18 protein-coding genes and 1 pseudogene are annotated in these 17,498 nt (G+C 69.2%); 6 read left to right on the forward strand and 13 right to left on the reverse strand.

Annotated features, from left to right (window positions below; all coding sequences use genetic code 11):
* Positions 1-474: 474 nt before the first annotated feature.
* From O3W51_RS41300 to O3W51_RS41310, 3 genes and pseudogenes are all read right to left on the reverse strand, one after another.
* Positions 475-699 (reverse strand): annotated as a pseudogene (locus O3W51_RS41300) (transposase family protein); the annotation flags it as partial.
* Positions 700-780: 81 nt separating this feature from the next.
* Positions 781-1,272, reverse strand: coding sequence for an ATP-binding protein (locus O3W51_RS41305; RefSeq protein WP_138359233.1), 492 nt, complete (start codon positions 1,270-1,272; stop codon positions 781-783).
* Positions 1,273-1,526: 254 nt separating this feature from the next.
* A complete protein-coding gene (locus tag O3W51_RS41310; protein WP_138359231.1) occupies positions 1,527-1,727 on the reverse strand; it encodes a hypothetical protein in 201 nt (66 codons plus the stop codon).
* Between the two features lie 112 nt (positions 1,728-1,839).
* On the opposite strand from O3W51_RS41310, the gene sigK reads away from it, so the two are divergent.
* The 4 genes from sigK (at position 1,840) to O3W51_RS49115 (ending at position 4,337) form a co-directional block, all read left to right on the forward strand.
* Positions 1,840-2,364 carry an ECF RNA polymerase sigma factor SigK gene (gene sigK / locus O3W51_RS41315; protein WP_232486175.1) on the forward strand — a complete coding sequence of 175 codons (525 nt, stop codon included), beginning with the start codon at positions 1,840-1,842 and terminating at the stop codon, positions 2,362-2,364.
* 511 nt (positions 2,365-2,875) lie between these two features.
* The gene (locus O3W51_RS41320) at positions 2,876-3,082 is read left to right on the forward strand and encodes a cold shock domain-containing protein (RefSeq protein WP_138359227.1); all 207 of its coding nucleotides are present in this window, start codon (positions 2,876-2,878) and stop codon (positions 3,080-3,082) included.
* Positions 3,083-3,421: 339 nt separating this feature from the next.
* Positions 3,422-3,613, forward strand: coding sequence for a hypothetical protein (locus O3W51_RS41325; protein ID WP_138359225.1), 192 nt, complete (start codon positions 3,422-3,424; stop codon positions 3,611-3,613).
* Complete coding sequence (locus O3W51_RS49115) at positions 3,567-4,337, forward strand: DUF6233 domain-containing protein (protein WP_443048396.1); 771 nt, start codon at positions 3,567-3,569, stop codon at positions 4,335-4,337. Before O3W51_RS41325 ends, O3W51_RS49115 begins: the two co-directional genes overlap by 47 nt.
* A 12-nt stretch (positions 4,338-4,349) precedes the next feature.
* Here O3W51_RS49115 and O3W51_RS41330 read toward each other — a convergent pair whose 3' ends face one another.
* A complete protein-coding gene (locus O3W51_RS41330; protein WP_232486182.1) occupies positions 4,350-5,540 on the reverse strand; it encodes a PP2C family protein-serine/threonine phosphatase in 1,191 nt (396 codons plus the stop codon).
* 432 nt (positions 5,541-5,972) lie between these two features.
* On the opposite strand from O3W51_RS41330, the gene O3W51_RS41335 reads away from it, so the two are divergent.
* The gene (locus O3W51_RS41335) at positions 5,973-6,140 is read left to right on the forward strand and encodes a hydrophobic protein (RefSeq protein ID WP_138353680.1); all 168 of its coding nucleotides are present in this window, start codon (positions 5,973-5,975) and stop codon (positions 6,138-6,140) included.
* A gap of 204 nt (positions 6,141-6,344) precedes the next feature.
* On the opposite strand, the gene O3W51_RS41340 is transcribed toward O3W51_RS41335, so the two are convergent.
* The 5 genes from O3W51_RS41340 to O3W51_RS41360 all read right to left on the reverse strand — a co-directional run bounded on the left by O3W51_RS41340 (position 6,345) and on the right by O3W51_RS41360 (position 8,829).
* Positions 6,345-6,722, reverse strand: coding sequence for an STAS domain-containing protein (locus O3W51_RS41340; protein ID WP_138359223.1), 378 nt, complete (start codon positions 6,720-6,722; stop codon positions 6,345-6,347).
* A gap of 167 nt (positions 6,723-6,889) precedes the next feature.
* Complete coding sequence (locus O3W51_RS41345; RefSeq protein WP_138359221.1) at positions 6,890-7,228, reverse strand: ATP-binding protein; 339 nt, start codon at positions 7,226-7,228, stop codon at positions 6,890-6,892.
* Positions 7,229-7,572: 344 nt separating this feature from the next.
* Positions 7,573-7,893: a hypothetical protein gene (locus O3W51_RS41350; protein WP_269288924.1), complete on the reverse strand. Its 321-nt coding sequence runs from the start codon at positions 7,891-7,893 to the stop codon at positions 7,573-7,575.
* Positions 7,894-8,122: 229 nt separating this feature from the next.
* Positions 8,123-8,347 carry a hypothetical protein gene (locus O3W51_RS41355; protein WP_187145218.1) on the reverse strand — a complete coding sequence of 75 codons (225 nt, stop codon included), beginning with the start codon at positions 8,345-8,347 and terminating at the stop codon, positions 8,123-8,125.
* Between the two features lie 74 nt (positions 8,348-8,421).
* Complete coding sequence (locus O3W51_RS41360; protein WP_187145217.1) at positions 8,422-8,829, reverse strand: DUF853 family protein; 408 nt, start codon at positions 8,827-8,829, stop codon at positions 8,422-8,424.
* An 863-nt stretch (positions 8,830-9,692) separates the two neighbouring features.
* Here O3W51_RS41360 and O3W51_RS41365 point away from each other — a divergent pair.
* Positions 9,693-10,154, forward strand: a complete 462-nt coding sequence (locus tag O3W51_RS41365; RefSeq protein WP_269288926.1) for a prolyl oligopeptidase family serine peptidase — start codon at positions 9,693-9,695, stop codon at positions 10,152-10,154.
* Between the two features lie 136 nt (positions 10,155-10,290).
* On the opposite strand, the gene pulA is transcribed toward O3W51_RS41365, so the two are convergent.
* The 4 genes from pulA to O3W51_RS41385 form a co-directional block, all read right to left on the reverse strand.
* Positions 10,291-13,632 (reverse strand): pullulanase-type alpha-1,6-glucosidase, encoded by a 3,342-nt coding sequence (gene pulA, locus O3W51_RS41370; protein WP_232486177.1) that lies wholly within the window; start codon positions 13,630-13,632, stop codon positions 10,291-10,293.
* Between the two features lie 74 nt (positions 13,633-13,706).
* On the reverse strand, positions 13,707-15,413 hold the full coding sequence (locus O3W51_RS41375) for a glycoside hydrolase family 13 protein (protein WP_138359053.1): 1,707 nt from the start codon (positions 15,411-15,413) through the stop codon (positions 13,707-13,709).
* A gap of 138 nt (positions 15,414-15,551) precedes the next feature.
* A complete protein-coding gene (locus tag O3W51_RS41380) occupies positions 15,552-16,433 on the reverse strand; it encodes a sugar ABC transporter permease (protein WP_138359051.1) in 882 nt (293 codons plus the stop codon).
* Positions 16,430-17,416 (reverse strand): carbohydrate ABC transporter permease, encoded by a 987-nt coding sequence (locus tag O3W51_RS41385; RefSeq protein WP_138359049.1) that lies wholly within the window; start codon positions 17,414-17,416, stop codon positions 16,430-16,432. The genes O3W51_RS41380 and O3W51_RS41385 overlap by 4 nt, the downstream gene beginning before the upstream one ends.
* Positions 17,417-17,498 lie beyond the last annotated feature (82 nt).

The following is a 17,498-nucleotide window of genomic DNA, read 5'->3' on the forward strand; positions in this document are numbered from 1 at the left end:
GAGAAAGGGGTCTGTTCGTCGCCGCACTCGCCGGACGTGGCCAGCTGGATGCTGGCCATGACCCGGGAGTCGGACAGGTCGTCGGCGGTGCCGGTCTGGGGGTCGGTGACGCGCAGACCTACCACTCGATCCTGGCCCGCCGACTCCTACGCCGAGGCGAGTTCGACTCCCGCCAGGACCTCGTCGAGCAAATCCGCGAATTCACCTCGCTTACGACGACCAGGCGCGACCATTCCGCTGGTCCTACGACAGCACCCCGCTCAAGGCAGCCTGACCCCCGCAGGATCAGCGCGGCGAAGCACTAGTGCAGGTCACAGCCCTAAAACGCGGGGAGCGGCGGCGGAGCAGTGAACGCATGGTTGAACGGGTGGTTGACCGCCGCCGTTGGCGTTGACCCTGTAGTAGCACTGGGTGGCGAGCGCACCGGCCGGCGCGAGTTCCACGGCCGCGCCCGTTGTGCGGGCGGGTGCGGCGGCGGTTGGGACTGCATCGGGACCTGCGGAAGATCCGCCAGGACTTCAGGCGGGCGACGCCGCATTCGACGGGTGCCCGTGTGGCGGCCAGGGCACGGTTGTGGGTCTTCTCAGTGGGGGTCAGTTCCTGCGGGGGCCTGCGTTTGATGCCCGTGGTCAGCCACGGACCGGCGCCCTGGTAGGCGAGATCGGCCACGATGGGAACGCCCTGGCGCTCGCAGATGCGCCCTGCGACACAACGCCCGCAACGCGGACCGCCCCCTCGCCCTGCTCGGGCTCAAGTGATCACGAAACGGACGCCCGCCGACTACGCCGAAGCCCTGCCAACCTCGCAGCCGCCAGGCAGTTGATTGCTCCAGTGGCGACGTCCCCGTGCGGCGGCCCGAACACCGCACGTGAACACGATTGCGGCAACCGGCCAGGCAGAGCGCGGAACACTGCGCACGCGGCGCCGCCAGGCGGGCATCGGCGAGGCGACCGGGCCGGGCTGCACCAGGTCGGCCCACACCTGTTTACCGACACCCCGCAAGGTCACACCCCAGCCCCCGGCCAGTTCCGCCACGATCCGCACCCCATGACCGCCGATCCTGCCGGACTCCGCAGGTCGCTGAACCGGCAGACGCAGCGAACCGTCACTCACCGCGATCCGCAACCGGCCCGCATCCAGACCCAGGGACAACCCGATCCGGCCACCGCCATGCCGCTGCGCGTTCGTCACCAGCTCCGAGACCACCAACGCCACCACCCCCGGATCGGGGCGCCAAGCGGGACCCCAGCCGAAGTTCTCCACCTGCTCCAACGCCCAACGACGCGCCCCACCCACATCGCCGGCGACCCTCATGGCCCGGTACCGCTCACCCATCACTCATCACCGATCACTGCCTCAGCCGTTCCTCGAAGCCCCGTGGTCACCACACCGGGTCGCCATAGCCCACATACGCCCTACCGGGCGCCTGCCCCCTCCCCCCACATCCACCAACACATCATCCGAACACAAGCGGGCACGGCGGAGCGCGTAGTCGGTTCCACCTGCCGCAGCAGGTCAGCGCCCGGTCAGGGTTCCAGGTCCAGGGAGCGCAGCACCGCGCACCCGTCCTCGATCTGCTGGCGGGCGGCCTGGACCTGCCTGCGGGCGGCGCGCAGCGCATCGCGCACAGTGTGCAGTTGCTCGCGGGAGGACAGGTCCGGGGGCGGGTTGCTTGTGGACAGCAGTGCTTGGGCGGCGTCCAGGAGGTGGTTGATCGCGGGCGCCACGGATGCGAGCGCGGTTTTTGAGAGGCTTCTCCTCATGTGCGGAACATCAGGGGTATCCGGGCGGCCGACGCCCCCGGCCGACGCGTCGTGCCGTCCTGGACCCGCGGAGGGGTTGCTGGTCGCTGTCGGCCGTGGTGACCGGGAGGCGTTTGGGGAGCTTTATCCGCTGATCGCGGGCCCGGTGCTGGGGCTGGCGCGGCGGGTGGTGGGTCATGAGGGGCACGCTGAGGAGGTCTGCCAGGAAGCCATGATCGCGGTGTGGCGTCATGCCGCCCGGTTCGATCCGGCCCGCGGCAGCGCGTTGGCGTGGGTCATGACGCTGACGCACCGCCGCGCGGTGGAGCGGGTCCGCTCCGCACAGGCGGCGGCCGACCGGGACCGCAGCTTCGCGGCAGGCAACCACCACACCCTGTTCGACGAGGTCAGCGAGAGTGTCGAACACCGCCTGGAGCACGAGCGGGTACGCCGCTGTGTGCACGCACTGACACCGTTGCAACGGGAATCGGTCCAGCTCGCGTACTACGACGGGCACACCTACCGGGAGACCGCGGAGCGGCTGGGCGTCCCCCTGGGCACGGTCAAGACCCGGCTGCGCGACGGCATGATCCGCCTGCGCGACTGCCTCGCCAGCACCTGACCCCCTGCCCCACGCCGGCCGCCCGTCACGACCTGGAACCACAGGACGCCATCGCTGAGGCCGCCAAAACGTGGCCCGGCGCCCATCCGGTCAACCTCGGGCGGCCCAGCCTCAGGCACCCCCGGCCGGGGACACCTCACCCACACCACCCTGCACCAGTCCTGGATCTGCCGCCGGGCGGCCTGGATCTCCCGGCCCGCGGGCCGCAGCACTCCCCTATGGCCAGGGTCTTGGTCGGCGCCCGTGCCCGCAGGAACCCCCGCCCCGCCCGAGTAGTCGGATGAATGAAACCGGCAGAGTGGGAAAAATACCCACAGAGAGGTGTGATTCGTTCACTGTCCGTGGTTGCTCCACGGGGTGCTCGCCGGTCGGTGCGTGAGGCCCGCACCTCTCCCACCATCCCCGCCGCGAACCGCCCGAATATCCGCCCAGCGCAGTCCCGCAGCTGCAATCCGGCGAGACGACAGGGGAAGCACCGCACGGCTGCGGACCCACGCGAGAAGAGGCACCCATGAGCAGCAGAACCATCGGGTTCGTGCAGTGGTTCAACCGGGACGCCGGCTACGGATTCGTCATCCCCATCGGCGGCAACGACCCCGTCTACTTCGAAGAACAAGACATCGAAGGCCCCTGCTCCGGCCTGTCGGAAGACCAGCAGATCTCCTTCGTCCTGGAACTCACCGCAACCCGCTTCGTCGCCCGCCAGATCCGAACATAACTAACCCCAAGACCCGCACACGCGCACACGTGATGGCGCATACGCCGTAGCCGTTGCGCACCCAAGGGGGCTGCACACACACCGCAGCATCACCCGCCCCAGCCACGGTCAGTTCCAACGCAGCCCGTGGTCAGTCTCAGCGGAGCGCGTGGTCGGTTCCACCTGACCGGCGGCAGGTCAACGCCCGGTCAGGGTTCCAGGCCCCAGGAGCGCAGCACCGCGCGCCCGCCCTCGACCTACTGCCCGGCGGCCTGGACCTGTCTGCGGGCGGCCCGCAGCACAGCACGGTTTCCCTGGCGGGGCGTGACAGGCCACCGGGAAACGGGCAGGATCAGGCCTATGAGCAGCGCAGAGATATCCGAGCATCCACCAATCTATGACGGGCTGGTCCAGGAGCTGGGTGACGTACTGGCCGAGACGCGGCAGGTGGCCGAGCAGACACGGGACCAGGTACGCCAGGCACTGGACTGGAGCACCGTCCGGGATGCTCAGGAGGAAAGGGAGCAGCGGGCTTTCTCCGCGTTCGGCTGAACAACCCGGGGGCCGGGCGGCCTCCTGTGCTCACCCGCTGCATTCGCAACCCGCTCACGACGCTCCCACCCTGCGGTGCACGCCCCGCCACACGCAAGATCGACGCCGCGGGCCTGCAGACCCCGCACCCGTCGACTTCGCCGCACCCGCCACCCGGTGCGAGCCGCTCGGAGGCCAGGCGTACGACACGGTGCCTACCCAGCGGAACGGCGCCACCCCGGCCTGGCAAGTCGAGGAACCGGTCTACTTCGTGCTTGAGCGTGGGCCGGCGCGCATCGTGCACCGCGGCGACTGCCACGCCACCCGCGACCTCACCCGCCTCGCCACCACGAAGCAGGCCCACGCCGCACTGGCGCAGCCTGAGGCCGCACCGTGCAGCGCTGCAGGCCCGAACGCCGGGGCGCATAAGCCCGCGGCTTCTCGCGGCTCCGTCACGGGATCAGCGCGCGCACCACACGGGGCAGTCCGGCTCATGGGTGTGGGTCATCGGTGTCGTTCCGCCCAGCATGATGCGCGTGCTGCCAGCCGTCGCGCAGCAGTCCGTCTCATGGGGCACCGCGATCTGAGGGCGCTCCAGCGAATCTTCTTGATCCCGTGGTCGGTCCAGGAGCTCCGGGGTGGGGACTGCTTCTCACACCGGTGCTCCTGTCGGACACGGGAGGCGCGCAAGCGGCGGCGTTCTCGTCTCGTGACCGGCGTCCCGGCCGCTATGCCGGAGATGTGACAGCAGATCCCTTTACTCGGCGTCGGCACTCGCGGTGGGATCGGCGCTGGTGGGGCCGTACCAGTCCAGGCACAGGACCGTGGCGTCGTCCTTCGGGGGGAATCCGGCGTAGGCCTCCGCGACCGCGGCGACGAGTGTGCGCACGACTTCACGCGGGTGCTCGGCGGCGGTCTTGCGCAGCAGGCCCGAAAGGTCGACGCCTGCCGCTTCGCGGTCCTGCATGCCGTCGGTGAACATCACCAAGCGGTCACCGGGGCGCAGGTCGAGTTCCTGGATCTTGTAGGGGCCCTGCCCGGCGACGCCGAAGGGCAGGTTCACCCGCAGGGTGAGCTCGTCGACCACGCCATCGCGCAGACGAAGTGGTCCGGGATGGCCGGCGTTGATGAGCTGGGCGCTGCTGCCGTCCAGGGCGATACGCACCAACTGGCCGGTGACGAAGGTGCGGCGGCCGTGGTCGAGGAGCGCCTGGTGGGTCTGGCGGGCCTGCTCGACTAGGTCCGCGCCGGCGCGGCGCGCGCCGCGGGAGGCGTTGACCACCAGGGTCGCCATCAGGGCGGCGTCGACATCGTGGCCCATCGCGTCGGTGATCGACAGGTGCAGGGTGTCGTTGTCGAGGCTGTAGTCGTAGGTGTCGCCGGCGATGTCGGAGGCCGGGACCAGACCGCCGGCGAGGGCGAACTGGGCCGCCTCGCAGGATGATGCCGAGGGTAGGAGCTGGCGCTGGATCTCCGCGGCCAAGCTGACGGTGGTGGTGCGGTTGCCCCAGTGGTAAAGGTCGGTGAAGCGGCGATCGGTGACGATGATGTACGCCAACGCATGCGCCGCCGCCTCCACCTGCTCCAACACCTGCGGCGTGGCGTGGTCGAGGAACAGCTCCAGAACACCGATGGTGTCGCCCCGGTTGGTCACCGGAACGAGCACCCGCTGCCCCTCCTCCCCCTTCACCGGCAAGTGCATCAGCTTCTGGGAGCGCAGAACCTCGTCATAGACACTGCTGCCGGCCAGAGGCACCTGCTCAGCCCGACCCCCCAACGACGAGGACGCCTGATCACTCACGCGCAACAACCGCCGACCCACCACATCGACGAACAGGAACGACACGGACCGCGCGGCAAACCGATCACGCAGATTACGCGCCACGACATCAAGAGAGCCCGTCGGCGCGGCGCCCTCCGCTGCTACCAGAACATCGGCCAACCCCATCCGATCCCGCACCACAACCGCCTCCTCCAATTGCTGACCCAAATTCGCCTTCCCGCACCGCGCCAGCCCTCACCCCTGGGACCCGAACCCGCAAGCATCGATGCGCTGACCAGCAGTTTCGACGCACCGGGCAGCACGCGGCAGGTCCGATACACGCCTCTAATAACCACAATCAGCTGCAAGAGGGGGCGTTCTGAGGAGCTTCAGGATCTTTCTCGCAGCGGCGACGACACGGCCCGACCACGCCTGTGCGGCATACCCGGCGGATGCCCTGGGCGGCCCCGCGCCTGGCAGCCCGCAGCGGCAGTTCCCCCGGCGCCTGGGCTCGAACCGACGCGCACTCCCCCTGAGCGCGGGCATGTATGGGCTGCATAAACCGGTGTGCATGATCAGTGCGGGGCGGGGAATGCGCTGGTCAGGAGGTTGATAACCATGGGTCCACTGCTTTTGGTTCTACTGCTCGCGCTCATCTTGTTCGGTGCCGGCTTCGCCCTGAAGATCCTCTGGTGGGTCGCCGTCATCGTCCTGATCGTGTGGCTGCTCGGCTTCGTCATGCGCGGCACCCACTCCGGCGGACGTCACCGCTGGTACCGCTGGTAGACACGGACAGCACGCTCAACGCACCACCGATGGGCCCGACGGATAACGCTATCCGCCGGGCCCATCGCCATGCCCCGCCCACGCCTCACCCGAGCCGACCAGCGTCACGTGGCCCTGACCGGGGTAGGCGCAGCCCGTGGGGGCGGAGCGGGAAGCGTCACCCATGGACGCCCACCTCCAGTGCCCCGCTCCGCCCCCGGCGTGTCACAGTGCCGGGCCGACTTGGTCGGCGGGCGCAAGGGTCGTGCACGCTTGGTCGACGGTGTCGGCGAGCTGGAAGACCTCAACGGCTTCGGTGAGTTCCAGCAGGTGCCGCAGTGGGGTGCTGATCGCGGCCAGGACCAGATCAACACCGCGGCGCTGCGCCGCCAGGCGTAGCCGCAGGAAGCGGTTGAGGCCCTGGGAGTCGCAGAACGTCAGCCCGGCGCACTCCAGGACCAGCTGCCGGCATCCGGCCTTCATAGCGTCACCTGCGGCGGCGGCGAGGGTTGGCTCGGTGTTGTAGTCGAGCTCCCCGGACAGCGCGAGTACCGTCACCCCTTCGCGGGGCGGGCCGATCGGGCACACCTGTAACGGCTCCATCTGCCTCACCCCTGGATCCTCGTGCCCGGCGCCGCCGGCGGAAGGCTCAGCACTATCAGGCACCGCTCAACAAGTAGGTGCCCAACCCCCGGCCCGATGACGCACCCAATATACAAACGCGTGTTCCTTCAGGAGAAATACCACCCCGCTCAGGCCCGAGGTCGAACTCAGTCGGACGCCGAGGCGAGTGTGGGGTGCTGCGGGAGCAGGTCGGCCCAGACCTCCTTGCCGGTGCCGTGAGGTCGCACGCCCCACCTCGCGGCCACGCTCGCCACGATGCGCAGACCATGGCCGCCGACCCTGCCGGGCCCCGGGGGCTGTATCACCGGCTCGTGGCGGGACTCGTCGCTCACCGCGATCCGCAGCCGGCCCACCTCCAGCACCAGGCACACCCCGACCCGGCCGCCGCCCGCATGCCGCAGCGCGTTGGTCACCAGTTCCGACACCACCAACGCCACCGTCCCCGAGTCCGGACGCCAGCCCGCGCCCCAACCAAAGTGCTCCACCTGCTCCAGCGTCCAACAGCGTGCCGCACCGATCTCACCACCGGACAGCCCCAAAGCCAAAGACCGCTCAACTACCACTCGTCACCGCCGTACCCCGCTCCATCACCGCCCGCCTCGTCACCACGCCAAACCGGTGTAGCGGAAACGTTCTTCACCGGACGCCTGCCCGCTTCGGCGCGCCTCCACCAACCCCTCCCCATCGCACCTGAACCGAACACCGCACGGGCGGGGCGGGACAACACCCGGAGCGGGGACCGGCGGCGGTCGTGCGGCCTGCGGTGATGAAGGCGAAAGCGGACAGGTCCGGATCGGCGCGGGCCGGGTCGGATTTCCGACCCGGTGGGTCATTCGAGGTCGGTAGTGCCGGTGGCAGCGCGGGGCCGGTTGCGGGCCCACGTCTTGAGGTCGCCGACGCGGTGGAGGAGTTCGGCGCCGCGCTTGTCGACCGAGGGCGGGAAGTCCGGGTCGTTGGCGCGCGCCCAGCGCAGGGCGGCCAGGGTGAGTTCCGGCAGGAGGTCCTGCTGGGCTTTGCGTGTCCGGCCACGGCGTCGTCCGGGCCGGTGTCCGCCGCTAGGGCGGGCACGGTGTTCCCCGTGTCGGCGACATCGACGTCGGCGGCTGGGGTCGGCACGGGTACTGCGGCGAGCCGGACGGGCGGCTTCCACTTTCGGAGCCGAAGGAATCGGCAGGTGGTGTGTCGGGGACGGGCGGCGTGTGGAACTCCGGACCCGCTTTGTCGTGGGCGTGGACGCCGGACATCGCCCACTCGCGGGCTTCTGCGTTCGACAGGTTGAGCACTTGCGTCTCGTGGGCGCGGCCGCGGGTGACGACCTGGGCGCGGCCGTGGTGCTTGGTGGACTTTGGCGCGGGGTGGATTTTTGGGGCGAGCATACGTCAGGCCTTGACGCTGTAGCGGGCCAGGATGCGGGTGGAGAACTGCTCGCGGACCTCCGGGTTTCCCAGGGCGCGGGCGGTGGCAGACTGGGCGACCAGGAGGACGTGCATGCGCAACTGGCGGCCCATGTAGAGGACTCCGTTGAGCGCGTCGAGAGCCGGGGAGACCTTCGGGTCGCCGGACTCGCGGATTTTCTCCCAGTAGCGGGCCAGCTGCTTCATCATGGCGTTGACCCCTTCGAGAAGGATCAGCAGCCGCGGGCCGATGTCCTTGGGGGGCGGCGTCGATGCCCAGATCGTCAGCGACGCGGGTACGGCGCCGGCCTTCCCTGCCGAAGGCGACGAGCTGGTCGTGGATGTATGTCGCGGCAGTACGTGACGCCGGGCAGCCCGGAGGCCCACGGGTGGGAGATCCGCTTGGTGTCGAGGACGAACACGAGCGACCCATTGTGGAGCATCTGGCAGGCGATGCGCCGCAGAGTCACTGACTTCCCCCCGCCCGGGGCGCCGTTGACCAGGATGTGCGGGGACGTTGCGTCGAGGTCCACGGCGATGATCCGCCCGGCGGAGCCGATCCCTATGACGGGCGCGGACTCCTTGGCGCCGACCACGATCTCGCGGACCTTGGGGTCCCTGGCCGGGGGCTTGCGGGTCTTCTTCACCCGCACGTACGGCGTGCGGCCCCCCGGGTGCCAGGAGAACGTCACGGCCTCCAAGGCGAGCTTTGCGTGATGAGGTCGGCGACGACCTCGCGGGAGAAGCCTCCGGTGCGCCGAGGCTGCCGTGCTGGTGAGGTTATTGGCCGGAGCGCGCATTTCGCGAGGAACGGTGCCAAGGTGACGGAGCTGGACGGCGGAGTGACAGCCGGGGGTACTCACCGTCTCCTCGGCCGCACGCCCCACCAGCTTGACCGATGCTTCTTGGGAGCCCGACGACGTCCTCCCCGCCTGGCACCCGCGCACTTCTCTGCGGAGGTACCACTGAGGTCGAACGGATCCTGTGCGACAGCGCGAAAATCCTGACCGATCTCAAAGCCAAAGGAAGCGCCGCGTTCCGCCTACAGGCACCCAACCCAAGCAACGTGACATCGACCGTCACAGTTGCAGATCGCCCGACGCTTTCCGCATCCGAACGCCGCAGAGTGTGACAAGATCCACGGGTTCCGATGGGTGGGCGGTTCAAGAGCGCTCTGAGGATCGCCCACCACCGGCACAACCCGAACCCAGGGGCGTTGATGGCTAGCGGCGCCGCCGCCACTCAGTAGCGGCCGCTCTCTCGGCTAAGGCGCCCCTACTGAGTCGAACTGCGCCTCAGAGGGCCGGTCTCTTGGTCCCCCTCAGCCGCACAGCGCCCTGGCGCCTTTTGCCGACGCGGCGGCCACCAGCCAACTCCCACCCCAGCCACACCATGACCCAACCGCCAGCTGCCAGCCACACCACCCACCTCCTGCCGTGTTGGCGGTCCGATACAGGGTGACGTCGGTGCCAACCTGGCGGGCATCCGACATAGCGGCGGCTGCCGCGTGGTGTCGCGTTCCCGACACACCGGATGTGATCAGACTCGACACGGGATGTCGGCGGCAGTTGCTGTCCGGGTGGTGCTCAGCGAATTTCTCGCTGCTTCGGCGCCCTTCGTTGCCCTGGTCCCCGCCGCACCGGTGCGTGCGGCCGCTTTGTGGTACGCGCCGACGGATCTGCAGACGCTGCACGAGGGCGGCGGAGATGCGGACTCGCCCGAGGGCCGGCTGCTGGGCGCACCGCCTGCTCAGGTGATCGACCTTGCGCGCGCTGCGAGTCCTGTGTGGCAAGTGTCTGGCCCCGCGGTACCGTTTCTGATCATGCACGGTGCGGCCGACGAGTCAGTGCCCGCCTCCCAGGGTGAGCGCCTGCATGCACGGCTGCTGGATGCCGGTGCGGACTCCACTTTGGTGCGGGTGGAGGGGGCGGGACACTGCTTCGTGGGTCACCCCGACCCTCGCCAACTCATCGCGCAACCTGTGGCGTTCCTCGCCGCACGGCTCGGCGCCTCCTGATCCGGTGCATCCCAGCCTGGGCGCGGGGAACACTTCAGGGCCATTGGCGGAAGGCCTGGTAGCCCGGTCCGGCCGTGTGGGTTGGCACAGCGCCGGACCGGGACTGGATCAGAGCGATCTTCCGGGTCGTGAGGTGTTACTGCTGGACGAAGACCGCGACGGTATGGGCCGGGACGGTGAAGGTGCCGGTGGCCTGGTTGTACTGGGACTGCTTGACGGTGGGGTCTGCGCCCTTGTTCTGCACCGGGTGGAGTGCCTGGCTGCTGCCGGCCAGGTTGGTAAGGGTCTGGGTCTGGGTGGTGGCGGTGGCGTTGTAGAGGACGGTGACGGACTTGTAGGTGTCCAGTCCGCGTCCGTCGAGGTGTTCGGTGATGACACCGGGGATCTCGCCGGGGGTGCCGGAGAGGGGGAAGGTCAGGCGCTGTTGGACGGCGTTGGCGGTGGGGAGGGAGAAGAGGGGGGTGGAGTGCTTGATTTGGAGGAACTGCTGGTACTGGGCGCTGGTGTTCGTCGTGTTGGTGCAGTTCGGGACGAGGGCGGGGTTGGCGAGCAGCGGCTTGGCGTAGCTCCACTGGCTTTGGCCGCCGAGCGGGAGGCCGTGGCCGAAGCCGTTGCCCTGGGTGCAGTCCCAGTGGATGGCGTTGAACCAGTCCCCGCTGTCGTAGGAGTTGCCGTCCAGGGATTTGGAGCGGAGCAGGTCGGTGCCTGCTTGGGCCATGCCCGGGCCCTGGGAGAGGGTACTGGTGGCGAGGGCGAGAGCCTGGATGCGGGCGCGTTCGGCGGGGCTGGTGCCGGTGGGCAGCTTGTAGGCGAGGCTGTCGTAGAGCGCCAGGTTGTCGTGGGCGTCGACGTAGGTGATGGCCTCGCCGGGGGCTGCGGTGTAGCCGGCGGGGGTCCCGTTGTAGTCGATCTGGGCGCCCTTGCGGGTGGTGCCGGTGCTGGTGGTGAAGGTGTAGTCGGCGAGGTTGCCGGTGAGGCCAAGTTTGACGAGGTCCATGTCGTGCAGCAGGTCGGTCTTCTGCTGCTCGGTGGTGCCGTTGAGGGGCGCGCCGTTGGGGTTGGTGTACTGACCGGTGGCGAAGCCCTGCTCACGGGGGTCGGTGTCAGAGGGGCCGCCGCCGCGGACAGCGTCGCGTAGGCGGTCGTTGAAGGTGCCGATGCCGGTGCCGGCCATGTTGGCCTGGGTGGCCTGGACGAAGCGGGAGTCGTTGGCGACCACGCCGTAGTTCCAGCCCTCGCCGTAGAGGGTGGTGGACTTGCCGTCGATGCCGTCGCGGTGCTGCGTCAGGTTTCCGAGGGAGGTCTTGACATCGAGCATGGTCCGTTTCGGGTCCAGGCCCATCAGGTCGAAGCGGAACCCGTCGACGTGGTACTGCTGGGCCCAGGTGGTTACGGAGTCGACGACGAGCTTGTTCATCATCGCGTTCTCGGGGGCGGTGTCGGCGCAGCAGCTGTCGCGGGTGACGGTGCCGTTGGTGTCGAGGCGCTGGTAGTAGCCGGGGACGATCTGGTCCAGGACGGAGTTCGGGTCCTGGCCGGCGGCGGCGGTGTGGTTGTAGACGACGTCCATCACCACGCGTAGTCCGGCCTGGTGGAGTGCTTGGACCATCTGGCGGAACTGGATGGTGCGGGCGGCGCCGTCGGGGGCGGTGGCGTAGGAGCCCTCAGGGACGGTGAAGTGCAGCGGGTTGTAGCCCCAGTTGTAGGCATCATCGGCTTGGGTTCCCGCGACGCAGGCTTGCTGCTGGTCGGAGTCGGGTGCCATGGCGGGCAGGTCGCAACCGGGAGTGGCCTGGTCGGCCCGCCTCTCGGCGGTGCCGGCGAAGTCGAAGCTCGGCAGGATCTGGACGGTCGTGAGGCCGGCGGCGGCCAGGTCCTTGAGGTGCTTCACTCCGGCGGACTTGGCGTCGGTGAAGGCGAGGTAGGTGCCGCGCTCGTCGGCAGGAAGCGCGGTGTCCGCGGAGGAGAAGTCGCGGACGTGCAGTTCTTGGATCTGCTGCTGGGTGCTGCTGATCGTCTTCGGGGACGCGGTGTCGTCCCACCCATGCGGCATCAGCAAGTCCTCGTCGAGGTTGACGATCTGGCTGCGTTGGGAGTCGGCGGACAGGGCGAGGGAGTACGGGTCGGTGACGTGATTGGTGACGGTCTTGAGAACGGTGGGTGCCCAGACCTTGACCTGGTAGCGGTAGTAGAGGCCGTTCCAGGTCTTGTCGCCTTTCACCGCCCAGGTGCCGGTGGCGGGGTCGAGGGTCATGGCGACGATGCGGGCTTGGGTGGAGGTGGAGGTGTCGTAAAGCTCGATGCTGACGGACTGTGCGGTGGGTGCCCACAGGGAAAGAGTGGGCTTGTTCCCGTTGAAGACGGGGCCGTATTCGGCGTCGGCGGCCTTGGCGGCGTAGAGGGTGTCCAGGAGGCCGGCGGTCTGCAGGCCGGTGGCGGTGGTGAGGTTGCCGTTGCTGTCGAGGGCGGCGACCGCGCTCTGGCCCTTGGCTAGTTGCTTGGCCTGGGCGGACCATTTTTTGGGCACGCGCAGAGTGGTGAGTTTGGCGAGGTGCGGGTACTTGGCCGCAAGGGCGGCGGACAGGCCCTTGGGGTCGCGGACCAGCGGGATGCTGGTGCCGCCGGTGATGCCGGTGCCCGCCGCTGTGAGGCCGCCGTCGGGGGCGGTGGCCAGCTGGTAAGTCGTCGCGGCGGGGTTGTCACCGAGGTTCCAGGCGATGGTGTCGGCGGTAAGCCAGTAGGCGCTGCGGGGGGCGAGGCTGGGCTTGGGCTGCCCGGCGTAGATGCTGAGAACGCGGGAGGAGGCGGTGTAGCTGAACGTGGTGGCGTCGCCGGCCTGCGCGACGGTGAAGGTGGTATCGGTGCCGTCGAGGGGGGTGGCGGGCAGGTGGAGGGCGGCCTTCGCGTGGTAGGTGCCGGCGGGTAGGGCGGTGGTGGTAAAGGTGGAGTTGCCGTCGCCGTCGGGGTCGGTGAGCCAGGCCGACAGGCAGTCCGTGGCGTCGGCGGTGCAGCCGAGCTCGTCGAGGAAGTCGCCGGTGGCGGTGACGACCGCGGTGTTGAGGGTGTCGGTGATCCAGTGCGTGGCGGGGTCGTAGAGGAAGGTGACGTCGGCGCCCGCGGCGGGGATCGCGAGAGGGATGTTCGCGCCGCCGGGGGCGGCGTTCAGCCCGTAGTTGACGTCCCAGCTCTTGTTCAGGGCGGCCTTGTAGGAGTAGGCACCGGGGAGGAGGTGGGCGTTGAGGGCCCAGATGCCGTCGGGGCGGCGCGTCATCTGGGCCTGGGCACAGTCCGGGGCCCAGTCGCCGGGACAGCCGAAGAGGTGGTCGAGGTCTCCGGCGATGGCGACGGCGGACGGCGGGGCGATGGGGTCGGCTGCGTGGGCAGGGGCGGGTGCCAGGGCGGCGGCGAGCAGGGCTGCGGTGGCGGCGGCCTGGCGGGCGCGGTGGGATCTGTGCGTGGGGGCGGGGCGGGGGGTCATGGCACCTCTTCGTGTCGCGACGTGTGTGGGACGGCGGCGGTCCCCCCGGGGGGACAGGCGCCGCGGAAGGGGCATCAGCGGGTGGTCCACCAGGCGGTGGTGTCTGCGGGCAGGATGCTTTCGCTGCCTTCGTGGGTCAGGGCCTGGCTGGCGAGGACGAGTTCGCCAGGGGTGGGGATGGTGACCGCAGGGGCGGTGAGATTGACGGTGCAGCGCAGGAACGCGCCATCCTGGGCGGTTCGCTCGAAGCTCAAGGTCCCTTCGGGTGACTCCAGCCATCGGAGGTTGTCCGCGCCGCCGAGGGCGGGGTGCTGTCGTCGAAAGGCGAGGGCGGCGCGGTACAGCTCCAAGGTGGAGGCGGGGTCGCCGGTCTGGGCCTGGACGGACAGCTGCGCCCACTCGGTGGGCTGTGGCAGCCAGCTGGGGCCGCCGGCATCGGGGCCGAAGCCGTACGGGGCCTCGGTGCCCGACCACGGGATGGGCACCCGGCAGCCGTCGCGGAAGCCGTCCTGGCCGGCGGCTCGGAAGTAGGAGGGGTCCTGGCGGACCTCATCGGGCAGGTCGGTGACGTCGGGCAGGCCGAGCTCCTCGCCCTGGTAGACGTATGCCGAGCCGGGCAGGGCGAGCATCAGCAGGCTGGCGGCGCGGGCCCGGCGCAGGCCGAGTTCGCGATCTCCGGGGGTGCGGATCTGGGTGCCCAGGCCGGGGGGGTTGGCGAAGCGGGTGGCGTGGCGGGTGACGTCGTGGTTGGAGAGCACCCACGTGGTGGGCGCGCCAACGGGCCGCATCGCTTCCAGGGATTCGTCGATGACCGCACGAAGCGCTTGGGCCTGCCAGGAGCTGGCCAGGTACTGGAAGTTGAATGCTTGGTGCAGCTCGTCGGGGCGGACGTAGTTGGCGGTGCGCCGGGCGGTGGGTGTCCAAGCCTCCGCGACACCGATCCGCTCCCCCGGGTACTCATCGAGGATGGTGCGCCAGTCGCGGTAGATTTCGTGGACGCCGTCCTGGTCGAAGCAAGGGGTGGCGCCGGTACCGAGCAGCTTGAGCTGCTCATGGGAGCCGAGGTCGGGCAGGCCGGGAGCCTTGACGAGGCCGTGGGCGACGTCGATGCGGAAGCCGTCCACTCCCCGGTCGAGCCAGAACCGCAGGATGGACCGGAATTCCTCGCGGACGGCGGGGTGGTCCCAGTTGAAGTCGGGCTGCTCGGGCGCGAACAGGTGCAGGTACCAGTCGCCGGGGGTGCTGTCAGGGTTGGTGGTACGGGTCCAGGCCGGACCACCGAAGACGGACTCCCAGTCGTTGGGAGGCAGTCCGCCGTCCTCGCCCTTGCCGGGGCGGAAGTGGTAGCGCTCGCGCAACGCCGAGCCCGGGCCTTCGCGCAGGGCGCGCTGAAACCACTCGTGCTGATCGGAGGAGTGGTTCGGCACCAGGTCGACGATGATGCGCAGGCCCAGGTCGTGGGCGTCGGCTATCAGACGGGACGCGTCGGCGAGGGTGCCGAAGACCGGATCCACCGTCCGGTAGTCGGCCACGTCGTAGCCGGCGTCAGCCTGCGGGGAAGCGTAGAACGGGGACAGCCAGACGGCGTCGACGCCGAGGTCGCGCAGGTAGGGCAGGCGGCTACGGATGCCGGGCAGGTCGCCCATGCCGTCGCCGTCGGAGTCGGCGAAGCTGCGCGGGTACACCTGGTAGATCACCGCGTCGCGCCACCAGTCGGCTCTGCGCTCAGCCTCGACGGGGGCGTCAGCGGGCCGATCGGTTATGGCGAGATGCTGAGTCATAGGGTCCTCACAACAGCGGTACGTAGTACCGCTATAACGTTTAGTGACGGCGATCAGGTAGGTCGGCTCTTTGCGTCGGAACGGTGGAGCGCGGCGCGGGCGGGTATCCGGCGGGCCTCGGGATGCCCGGTGCCGGGGTCAGCCCTTGGTGCCGCCGGAGGTGAGGCCGGCTACCAGGTGCTTTTGGACGACGTAGAAGACCAGGGCGGCGGGGATAGCGATGAGCACCGAGGTGGCCGCCATGTAGTTCCACTGGGAGTTGAACTGGCTCACGTAGGTCTGCAGGCCGACGGCCAGGGTGTACTGGTCCTCGGAGAGCATGAAGTGTGAGGCGTAGGCGACTTCGCCCCAGGCGGTGATGAAGGTGTAGAACGCGGCCACCGAAAGGCCCGGACGGGCGAGGGGGGCGATCAGGCGCCAGAAGGTGCCGAACGGCGACAGTCCGTCGATGCGTCCGGCTTCGTCGATGTCGACGGGGATGGTGTCGAAGTAGCCCTTGAGGAGCCAGGCGCAGTACGGGACGGCGGTGGAGCAGTAGATCAGGATCAGGCCGCTGTAGGTGTCGAGCAGGCCCAGGTTCGCCATGATCTTGTAGAGGGGCACCATCAGGACGGCGACGGGGAACATCTGGGTGAGCAGGAAGGTGTACATCAAGGTGCCGCGGCCCAGGAAGCGCATCCGGGAGACCGCGTAGCCGGCGCTGGCGGCGATCAGGACGCCGATGACGGTGGTGCCGAGGGCGACGATGACCGAGTTCAGCATCCAGGTGGCGAAGTTGGTGTCCTGGATGACGTGGCCGTAGTTGGCGAGCGTGGGGTGGTTGAGGATGCGGGCGGGGTGCTGGTAGTCGAACTTGTCGCCGCCCAGCGAGATGTAGGCGATCCACACGATGGGGAACACCGCGATGAACGCCATGACGGTGAGTGCGCCATGCAAGGTCAGGGATGATGACGTCCGGCGCCGGGTGCCCGGCCGGGGTGCTGCCGCACGGGTACGGGTGGTGGCGTGTGCGGTGGTCATGCGAGGGCCCCCTCGTCGTTGCGCTTGAGCCAGCGGCGGTAGACGCTCGTGAAGACCACGAGCAGGGACAGGCACAGGATGCCGACGGCGGCCGAGGAGGCGTAGTCCTGGGGCTGCTGGCCGAAGAACAGCTTGTAGGCGTACGTCACCAGGATTTGGACGCTGTCACTGTTGGTCCCGAACAGCAGGAAGATGACGTTGAACTGGTTGAACGTCCAGATCACGCCGAGCAGGATCACGGTGCTGCTGACGGGGCGCAGGCCTGGCAGGGTGACGTTGACGAACCGCTGCCAGGCGGTGGCGCCGTCCATCTCGGCCGCTTCGTGGAGTTCGCGGGGGATGGCCTGCAGGCCGCCGAGCAGGGAGACCATCATGAACGGCACGCCGCACCAGATGTTGACACCGACAGCGGCGACCTTCTGCGCGAGCGGGTCGCTGAGCCAGGAGGGGCCGGTGATGTGGAGCAGCGCGAGGAGCTGGTTGACGGCCCCGTCGTCGGCGAGGATGAGCCGCCAGGCGAAGATGGTGACGAAGGTCGGCACGGCCCAGGGAAGGATCAGCAGCATCCGGTAGAGGCCGCGGGCGCGTATGTCGCGGTTGAGCACGACGGCCAGGGCCAGGCCGATGGCGTAGGTCAGGACGACGCAGGCGACGGTCCACGCGATCGTCCAGAATAGGTGGGGCCAGAACTGGTTGTTGGCACCTGTGAGGATGTCGACGTAGTTCGTGAGCCCGACCCAGCTGTACGTGTCGGGGATGTGGTTGGCACCGATGGTCCGTCCGACGTTCTGGCTGGTGGCGTCGGTGAAGCTCAGGTAGATCCCCTGGATCAGGGGATAGCCGACGATGGCACCCAGGACCAGGACCACCGGCAGGCACATCGCCCAGGCGTACCAGTACCGGTCGTAGGAGTACTTGATGCGGTGGAGCGGGCTCTTGCGGGGCGTGGTGCGGGCGGTCTCGCCCTGGACGGCGACGGTCATCTGACACCTCAGGGGGCAGGGGGTGCTCTGCCACGCCCCGCCGGCCTATACGCACAGGGTGCGCGGCCTGCGGAGCGGGCGG

It is taken from the genome of Streptomyces sp. H39-C1 (genome assembly GCF_027158125.1).
In the GTDB taxonomy this organism is placed as follows: Bacteria; Actinomycetota; Actinomycetes; order Streptomycetales; family Streptomycetaceae; genus Actinacidiphila; species Actinacidiphila fildesensis.